The 8,133-nt window shown below is 28.2% G+C and carries 12 protein-coding genes; all 12 read left to right on the top strand.

The window, feature by feature from the left end; all coding sequences use genetic code 11:
• The first annotated feature begins 563 nt into the window (after positions 1-563).
• The 12 genes from HMPREF9144_RS11235 (at position 564) to HMPREF9144_RS11180 (ending at position 7,956) form a co-directional block, all read left to right on the top strand.
• Positions 564-1,001 (top strand): Imm12 family immunity protein, encoded by a 438-nt coding sequence (locus HMPREF9144_RS11235; protein WP_006046191.1) that lies wholly within the window; start codon positions 564-566, stop codon positions 999-1,001.
• A 75-nt stretch (positions 1,002-1,076) separates the two neighbouring features.
• Positions 1,077-1,937 (top strand): leucine-rich repeat domain-containing protein, encoded by an 861-nt coding sequence (locus HMPREF9144_RS11230; RefSeq protein ID WP_006046190.1) that lies wholly within the window; start codon positions 1,077-1,079, stop codon positions 1,935-1,937.
• Between the two features lie 64 nt (positions 1,938-2,001).
• Positions 2,002-2,430, top strand: coding sequence for a hypothetical protein (locus HMPREF9144_RS11225; RefSeq protein WP_006046189.1), 429 nt, complete (start codon positions 2,002-2,004; stop codon positions 2,428-2,430).
• A 148-nt stretch (positions 2,431-2,578) separates the two neighbouring features.
• Complete coding sequence (locus tag HMPREF9144_RS11220) at positions 2,579-2,938, top strand: Imm10 family immunity protein (protein WP_006046188.1); 360 nt, start codon at positions 2,579-2,581, stop codon at positions 2,936-2,938.
• Positions 2,939-3,093: 155 nt separating this feature from the next.
• Positions 3,094-3,561, top strand: coding sequence for an Imm9 family immunity protein (gene imm9 / locus HMPREF9144_RS11215; protein WP_006046187.1), 468 nt, complete (start codon positions 3,094-3,096; stop codon positions 3,559-3,561).
• Positions 3,562-3,639: 78 nt separating this feature from the next.
• Positions 3,640-4,071: an NTF2 fold immunity protein gene (locus HMPREF9144_RS11210; protein ID WP_006046186.1), complete on the top strand. Its 432-nt coding sequence runs from the start codon at positions 3,640-3,642 to the stop codon at positions 4,069-4,071.
• 89 nt (positions 4,072-4,160) lie between these two features.
• Positions 4,161-4,667, top strand: a complete 507-nt coding sequence (locus tag HMPREF9144_RS11205; RefSeq protein WP_257009656.1) for an Imm15 family immunity protein — start codon at positions 4,161-4,163, stop codon at positions 4,665-4,667.
• A 150-nt stretch (positions 4,668-4,817) separates the two neighbouring features.
• Entirely contained in the window at positions 4,818-5,297 is a 480-nt protein-coding gene (locus tag HMPREF9144_RS11200; RefSeq protein WP_249031140.1) for an SMI1/KNR4 family protein, read from the top strand.
• A gap of 296 nt (positions 5,298-5,593) precedes the next feature.
• Positions 5,594-6,160 carry an imm11 family protein gene (locus HMPREF9144_RS11195; RefSeq protein WP_006046183.1) on the top strand — a complete coding sequence of 189 codons (567 nt, stop codon included), beginning with the start codon at positions 5,594-5,596 and terminating at the stop codon, positions 6,158-6,160.
• Between the two features lie 190 nt (positions 6,161-6,350).
• The gene (locus tag HMPREF9144_RS11190) at positions 6,351-6,758 is read left to right on the top strand and encodes an SMI1/KNR4 family protein (RefSeq protein WP_006046182.1); all 408 of its coding nucleotides are present in this window, start codon (positions 6,351-6,353) and stop codon (positions 6,756-6,758) included.
• Between the two features lie 104 nt (positions 6,759-6,862).
• Positions 6,863-7,348, top strand: coding sequence for an Imm26 family immunity protein (locus tag HMPREF9144_RS11185; protein WP_006046181.1), 486 nt, complete (start codon positions 6,863-6,865; stop codon positions 7,346-7,348).
• A 47-nt stretch (positions 7,349-7,395) separates the two neighbouring features.
• On the top strand, positions 7,396-7,956 hold the full coding sequence (locus tag HMPREF9144_RS11180) for an imm11 family protein (RefSeq protein ID WP_006046180.1): 561 nt from the start codon (positions 7,396-7,398) through the stop codon (positions 7,954-7,956).
• The last annotated feature ends 177 nt before the right edge of the window (positions 7,957-8,133 follow it).

Raw genomic sequence — 8,133 nt, 5'->3', positions numbered from 1 at the left:
AAGAAATTTATTATTAAAAATAAAAAATTATAATTATAAATTTTATTTTTATAATAACAAATTCGGGTGTTTATTATTAATTTTTTTCTAACCCATAATTTCCATTTCCAAACCATACATTTTCTTATTAGTATAAGAACTATGTTATATTGTTTCTTCTCTCAAACAGTGTCTCTGTAAAAAATATATTATCAAGCATATATATGGCAAACATTTACATCTGCAGACGCAAGGAAAGATAGAACGATACCAAATATCGATGAAAAATGTAATTAAGCTAAATCATTATTTCTGTTTCTCTGAACAGGAATGTGTATTTAGAGTAAGGGGAAAAAATTAAAAAGAAAAGAGAAACAATAAAGCAAAATTCAATTAACAAAAGAATTTTTTAATAATGAAAGAATGAAATATGAGAAATAAATAATTACTTTTGCAATTGTACACTTTTGTTGTCAGCTCCTTTAAATTATGAAGGTTGGGCTGGAAGCAAAAAAAGATGAAACGTTAACTAATAAGGAGATGCTATTAAGACAGCAAATTATTGACATTTAATTGTTTGACAGATGGAAATTAGTGTAAGTTCTGTAATAGGCGGGCAATTAAAGCCTGAAGTTGAAATGGAGAAAAACCTGCATCAAATAATAATTGAAATGAGGAAAAATCTAAAAAAGCAGTTTTTAAATATTTCCTTTGAAGGACTTGCCAAAATAAAAATCAATTTATACATAAGTGGCGATGTTTCAGAATATAGTTCCAAATCGGGAATAACAAAATGTAGATACTTTCAGAAAAAGAATGAGTTAGTTTCCGAATTTTGCATTGATAGATATTATTGGAATTCTGAACCAATGCTCGATACGAAAAAGAAATTTCTATTATTTTTAGAGAGTTCGTTTATAAATTTAGGGATTTTGATTAAGGAAAAACTAAAATCTAAAGGATATAAATTTGATAGTGAGATGTTTAAAGAAATAGCTTTAAAAAGTTTAATAGCACTATAGAATGGAGAACGACAATGAATATTACAACAAAAGTGCACAAAACCAAAATAATAACCAAAAAACGAAAGTAAAGAAATGGAATTAGATAAAACAATTAGAGAAAATTTAGATGGGGATTATTTAACAATCCACGTGGAAAATTTTAAAGAAGGTGTGGAATATGCTGCTCAAAAAAAGTTACAACAAATACATTTAATAGGTGGTAGGGCAAAAAATGTTATTGTTGACTTTAAGGAACTTAACAAATTGTCTGAAACGTTGCAAGATATATCTTTCATTCAAGATATTGGAAACGTGATTAATTTTGAATCTATTTACAATCTCAAAGAAATGAGAAAGATATATATTCATGATAAACAGAAGTTTACATTCGATGTTTCGCGATTTACAAAGCTCCAACATTTAGGAGGTGATTATTGGAATGGATTAATTAATTTAGACAAGGCTTATTCTTTAACTTCTTTGGTAATTTGTAAGTATCCTTTTCCAAACTTAGTACAATTTTCTGCATTGCGAAACCTCGAAATACTACATATTTATGGTTCAAAAATCCAGAATTTAGATGGTGTGGAGAAACTTTCAATTAGAGAACTTTCTCTTGCGAGGAATAATAAACTTGACGACATACATAAAATTAATGAAGTTTCCAGTTTAGAAAATTTGGAGATTGAATGTTGTAAGAAACTTTTAGATTTCTCATTTCTTAAAGATAACTCCTATATTGAGGATTTATTCATAGACAAACTAGACTCTATTGATTTTGTAGAATCTATGCCTAATCTAAAGAAAATAAACTTTTGGAATTGTAAGGACGGAAATATGACTCCATTATTAAAGTCGCAGTCGTTAGAAGATGTGAACTTTTATCCCAATAAGAGGCATTATACACATACTCTTAAAGAAATAGAAGAAATAAGGCAAAAGAAAGATAAATAATGTGGGGTTAGTTCTTTTATGAGGCATTGGAAAATGCTACACAACAATTAATAAAACCATTAGTATGCTAAGTAAAGCCATAATTAATTATTTAAAAGAAAATAATTTTTATCTAGAAAAAGAAGAAAAAAACTATACAAAAGCTCTTTTAGATTTAGGAATAAACCTAAACTCAGATTTGGCATATTTTTGTTTACATACAACAGAAATGAGTTTTAAAGGGAGGATTGGTAGTATTGATAATATTTGTTGGTATTTAATATACTCAACGTATGCTCAAAGAATAGAATCTTTGCAATGCTTTTTAGGTTTATCAAAAGAGTATATTCCATTAGATAGCTTTGAAACAGAGGGCGGTTTTTTCTACAATCGGAAAACAGGAGAAGTTTTGGAACTTGAACTTGGGCAGAAATTAATTGATTTTCAAAATGGAAAACTCCAACCACAGTGGCAAAGTTTTAATTCTTTCTTGGAATGGTTTTTCGAATTATGAGGCTTTTAGTATGGCTTACTTAGGCTTTAGCAAACACCTTTTGGTTGTTAAGTAGCGATATTCAGAAAAATTTTTAAACAAATGTTTGTCAGTATTATATAAAAACAAGAAGTTACACCCTAAGAATATACCCTAAAAACTATATATTATGTTTAAATTAGAATTTAAAGCAAAAACTATTGTAGCAACAAAGAATAGCAAAGACAATTATTATATGGTTGGTTTTGCAGATGATAAATATAATTATAAGAATTATATATTGTTTCAAAGACCAATTATGTTAGATAATGATGACGATCCAGAGGCTGACTTAAACGGATTATATGCTGAATGTAATGGTGATATATGTTATAATGCTTGTAAGTCTGTGCGAATAACAAATAAAAGTTGCGTATTTATAGTTCAAGATAGTACAATCATCGTAGATATAGAAAATATAAAAATAAATAAACGTTTTATAGAATATAGCAAGTGTATCTTTAAAGACTTGTTGGTTCTTGATATTTAACCCATTTTGTTTCTATTATTAAGTGCAATATTTTTGTGTTTAAGGAACGTAAGGAGAGAAAAATGGTAGAGTAGGGGCATAAACTGCCTTTAAATCGGGAAAAAGATAAACGTTATAAACCAAATAAAGGCGGTCATTAATAATATGGAATAATTATGGATGATAAAGTTAAAGTGTTGCTACAGATTGAGATTCCTCGACTAAACGAGGATGTTGATATAGCTTCTATACGGAAAATATTAAATGAATATGTAAAATCTCTTATTCCTCGGATCAATATTCAAGATTTAAAGGATTGGAGTCTTTTAATATGGGTAGCTTACCGGTCTACAAATGGAATCGGCGTTTTTAAACGAGCAAGACGTTACCCTTCAGATAAAGAATTTGAAATTTCGATTTCTGTTACTATCCCAGATGATAATCAGGCTTCGTATGGTCTTTCCAAAGTAAAAGAAGCATTCTACACACCACTGAGTGATAAAAGTTTTTATAGCTTAGAATTTAACTTTGAAAACTACAACAGTTTATACGAATACATTCTTAACAGTTCTAAACATGCAATAGATTTGGCCTTTATAAAAGGTATTACATGTAATGGCAAAAAGATTAAGTTTCAAAAATAAGGGGGTATGACGTAGTTGCAACCAATGGAAATAAAATGAATTCAAAACAATTTAGTAATTAACATTAGAATTAAAATTATGGATACATCTATTGAAGATACTATTAAAGAGAGATTTGTCTCATTCTATAAGGCTATGAATTATTGGTACCTTTATTGTAATAATTTGGAAGATGACGAAACTCTCACCGATTTAGAGATAACAAATAAACAAAAAGAGGAGATTAAGGCTATTTTTGATAAATATTGCACAAAAAAGGAAAGAAAAAATGGACTTCCAAATGTTATATCGTTTGAGGTTTTTTCTTCTGAAGATGACTTTCCTAAGATGACAATTACCAGTATAAATATTGATATGGAAAAAAGAATTGCTATTCTTGAAGTGGAAATAGAAGATGCCCTTAATTCGAAATATCAATATATTTTAAAAAAATGTAGAGAAGAGTGGTTAATTGACTCTCGAAAGAGATATAGTAACTGGAAAAAGAAGTGGATAATAGAGGGATTATAAAGTTGTTTATCAAAAATATAATATGCAAGTCATAAAGAGACTTTTTGAAACAAGAAAAAGTAATGATTAAGAGAACACAGTTGAAAAATATGATGAAGAGTATATATGAAAACATATATACCAATAAACAATTGAATGAGATATCAAATATGGTGTTTCGTTCAAATTTATCTGAGGAAATACCAATAATAGACAGGTATGAAAGGATAAATGTTTTACAAGAGAGTATTGCACGTGAAGATTTTTCAGTGTGTCTGCTTAATTGTTCCTTATTCTTACTATACAATCTGAAACTTCACTTAAAACATTCTTTAAATAATATAGAGGCAGACAACTTATTTTTATGTATTACAGTGGTAAATCCTGTAGACGAGATAAACGATGTTGGATTTTCTGTACCAAATATTCTTATTAGCACAAAACTTGTGGCAAATTGTTTGACACAAGATAAAGCTATTAATCTAAAAGAGGAGAAATATTTAGGTGGAATGTATAGAACAATAGTTGATGAAAATATGTTTGCATGTTACAAAGTTATTACTCCAGATAAGTATGGAGATATTATTAGATATTATATTGTTCCCAAACTATGGTAAACTTTACAACTGTAAAGGCTTCTTTAACTTTATATCTTTCCGCTGCCAGTTAGGAAAGTATGAAGACATTGTAAAAGAAATTGGTAACTATTAACTATAGACTTTATTATGTTTTTTAAGAAACTATCGAAATATGAAGTATTAGAAAAGATGGAACAGAGAAAGATAGAACTTCGAAAAATAGATAAACTACCATCTTTATTAGACAAGTTCTACCTGTCTTTCGTTTCAAAATACGAAGGTATAGAGATTACGCCAGACATTGAAGTGTTTGGATATGAGAAAGCTTTATGCGAGAACCGCTATTTGGCAACTAATTATGACAATATAAGTAAGAAAGTTTGGATAATTGGCACTTCTGGACAAGGCGATGAATGGTTTATAAACAGAGAAAACAACTTAATTTTATTCTACGATCATAATCAAGGAGAATATTCTAATATTAGCCAATTCAAATGTTTAAACATTTCGTTTTTTTGTTTTCTACAAATGGCTTTTTTATATCAAGACTTAGAAAAGTTGTTAGACAAACAAAACTCTATTGATAAACCATTGATAGATGATTTTATTAATGAAGTTAATTCCATTCACCCCTATTTATATACAACTTACCCTTATAAGTATTTCTGATAATAATAAGGTATGGAAGCAGAAACTTAATATCTTCGGTAGAAGAATAGGGGCAACAATAATTCTTTCCTCATTCCGTTTACCATTAAGGTCAGTACATTATGAGGTTAAATTAAATGGAAAGCCTCATACTGAATATAATGCTCTAATGAAACAAAAGTTAGATGATTTACTTCAACGGTACAAATATAGAAGAATGAATGCCTGAACGGGCAAGAAAAGAATTATTGATTCTCGAACATAATACGAGAATGGGATAGAACAATGCAAGAAATAGTCGTTATTAAATTGTTTTTATGTGGTATTTTTTAACAACAGTAGTAAATAAAAAAGATACACTTATAGAGCTGAATGGTTCTTATGACAAGATGGCAAAATACTTTTTCTCTGATATTGAGGATAAGAGGTATTTTGAAAATGTAAAATTCAGTGGAATAGCTCAAAAAGGATTCACACATAAACTACTTTCTCAAACAGATTATTTAATAAATGCCCGTTTTGGTGGTATTCCTGTGTTTTCAGAAAGATTTATAGAGAGAACAAGGCTATATCTGTCCGATAAAATTAGTTTTTACCCATGTCAGATACTACTGAACAATAAATCTTATAACTTTTTTCTATGCAGAATAAAGCAAATTATGCCTGTGATTGATTATGAAAAATCTGGTTATAGAATTCTATCAGATGGAAATAAAATAGTAGATGAACCTATTATTATTAAAGAAAATGTTAATGAAGAGTTGTTAATAGTACGAGATTCTACATATAAATCTAAAATTATAGTAAGCAATTTGTTTAAAAAGATTGTTGAAAAAGAACAATTGAATGTTGGTTTTTATAATACCTCCCAGTCATTTTGGTAATATCTTATTCTATAGCTGAATAAAATTAGAAATATTTGCAATACCTCTCTAAATAAAAAATGGGCTGGAGTTAGACTAAACGGAATAGATTTAAACAATTGCGAAAGGAATTTTGTTAGTACAGACCAAAGCTGGTACTAAAGAAAAGATAATTCGCATTATTAGAATATAAATACTTCAACATAACAAAATGGAAAAGAGTACAATAGAAAAAATCAACGATTTCTTCGCAAATAATATGATTGCAAAAGGAACACCATCTAATTTAGATGAAATAGCCCATGCAGAGAAAGAATTAGGCATTAAGTTTGATAAAGATTATGTTTATTTCTTGCTTAACTTTGGAGGGTCTCTAATAAAAAATAAAGAAATATATGGACTCCACAATTCCGAACTGATGGGAGAAGATTCAATAATTAGTTTAACCAAAAGATTTCGGGAAGAAGGAAATGAACATTTTGACTGGCTTATTATAGGAACTGATTATGCAGGAAATCCAATTGGAATAAGTAAAGAAGGAAAAGTTTTACTACAAGATTACGATAATGGTGAATTAAATGTTCTTGCCGAATCTTTTGAAGATTATATTCTTAAATAAGCACATCAATTAATCAATAAAATTCTTTCAGACATAATTGAACAGATGCAAGAGGAAAGAGTTTTGAAGCACAGAAAACAAGAACATAAAATATTATTAGAATTATGAAAAAAATTATTGTTTATCCAGGAGAAATATTTTGTATTCCATTGTTTATGCCCAAAGACGATTGGGATTTAAAAATGAAATTATCTGATGAAGATTTAGATAAAGAATTTGCATTTGGAAGAGTTATAGAGACGAGTTCTTCGGTTTTGGTAGAGATATTCAAAAAAATAGGTTCTGCTAAAACAAGTATAGACGAAATAGTAAACTCTGGTATTTTGTTTTCTCCACTACTAATATTTTGGGATGGTGTTGTAAAAAAAAGATGGCGAATAATTGGCAAAACAGAAAACTACGATAAATATAAGCATTCAAATTACGATAAATTGAAAATGATATTCGGAGTAGGTGAAGATTTTCGATTAAGACATTTTTCCACAAAAAAAGAGACACCAATAACAAGAGAAGAATTTAACGGATATCAATTTTCAATAGTTTGGTTTCCTATCGATTTAGAGAATAGAATATTAAAGGCTATTGAGTAGAACCCAAATTATGTTTGCGGAAATGTAAAATTAAATGCTATTAAATTATGTATTATCAGTTAAGCGAGTTTTATAAAAGGGATATATATCTTCAATATGCAGAAGAAAATAGTATCCAATATAATGCCTTTGAAAAAGGAGAACGTATAGAAATAAAAAGTGAAATATTTTATAAAGTAGACAAGATAGATGATTATTTGAATAACTATGATGTTTTGCCAACATTTGGAACACCGTTAGTAAGTTCAAAGTTCGTAAAGTTGTTCAAAGAATATGAGGAAGATGTTCAATTTTTAAGAGTAAATATAAAAGATATGGATGGAAACACAAACAGAAACTTTTACATTCCAAATATTCTTAAGATAGTTCCTTGTTTAGATGAGGAAAAATCGGTCGTTGAAACTAAAAAATATGGTTCTGCTATTATAAAAGTAATAAAACAATTATATATCGTCCCCAATTCAATTCAGAACTCTTTAATGGTAAGAATGAAAGAAAAGACCTCGTACATTATTGTTACAGAACAATTTAAAAAGCTTTGTGAATCTGCTAATTTAAAAGGAATAAACCTTATAGAAGAAGGCGCGTCAATTTATACAAACATCTAATAAAAAAATAGTAGCAAAATAATACTCATAAGAAAAGTTTGGTTTCGCTAATTAATTGATTTTAAACTATAAAGACACGAAAAACATATAGCTCTCACAAACAACTTTTAAAACAATATATCCTTATACCGAATTCAAATAAAAAAATAAATTTTATAATTATAATTTCCTGTTTTA

Origin of the sequence: Prevotella pallens ATCC 700821, assembly GCF_000220255.1 — a bacterium.
Lineage (GTDB): Bacteria > Bacteroidota > Bacteroidia > Bacteroidales > Bacteroidaceae > Prevotella > Prevotella pallens.
Note: the sequence above shows the minus strand (reverse complement) of the source record. Positions and strands in the feature narration are given on the sequence as shown.

Coding starts and splice junctions, on each gene's coding strand:
- HMPREF9144_RS11210 (WP_006046186.1), top strand. CDS start 3,640: ATGGATACATCTATTGAAGATACTATTAAAGAGAGATTTGTCTCATTC.
- HMPREF9144_RS11235 (WP_006046191.1), top strand. CDS start 564: ATGGAAATTAGTGTAAGTTCTGTAATAGGCGGGCAATTAAAGCCTGAA.
- HMPREF9144_RS11190 (WP_006046182.1), top strand. CDS start 6,351: ATGGAAAAGAGTACAATAGAAAAAATCAACGATTTCTTCGCAAATAAT.
- HMPREF9144_RS11205 (WP_257009656.1), top strand. CDS start 4,161: ATGATGAAGAGTATATATGAAAACATATATACCAATAAACAATTGAAT.
- HMPREF9144_RS11230 (WP_006046190.1), top strand. CDS start 1,077: ATGGAATTAGATAAAACAATTAGAGAAAATTTAGATGGGGATTATTTA.
- HMPREF9144_RS11185 (WP_006046181.1), top strand. CDS start 6,863: ATGAAAAAAATTATTGTTTATCCAGGAGAAATATTTTGTATTCCATTG.
- HMPREF9144_RS11220 (WP_006046188.1), top strand. CDS start 2,579: ATGTTTAAATTAGAATTTAAAGCAAAAACTATTGTAGCAACAAAGAAT.
- HMPREF9144_RS11195 (WP_006046183.1), top strand. CDS start 5,594: ATGTGGTATTTTTTAACAACAGTAGTAAATAAAAAAGATACACTTATA.
- HMPREF9144_RS11225 (WP_006046189.1), top strand. CDS start 2,002: ATGCTAAGTAAAGCCATAATTAATTATTTAAAAGAAAATAATTTTTAT.
- imm9 (WP_006046187.1), top strand. CDS start 3,094: ATGGATGATAAAGTTAAAGTGTTGCTACAGATTGAGATTCCTCGACTA.
- HMPREF9144_RS11180 (WP_006046180.1), top strand. CDS start 7,396: ATGTATTATCAGTTAAGCGAGTTTTATAAAAGGGATATATATCTTCAA.
- HMPREF9144_RS11200 (WP_249031140.1), top strand. CDS start 4,818: ATGGAACAGAGAAAGATAGAACTTCGAAAAATAGATAAACTACCATCT.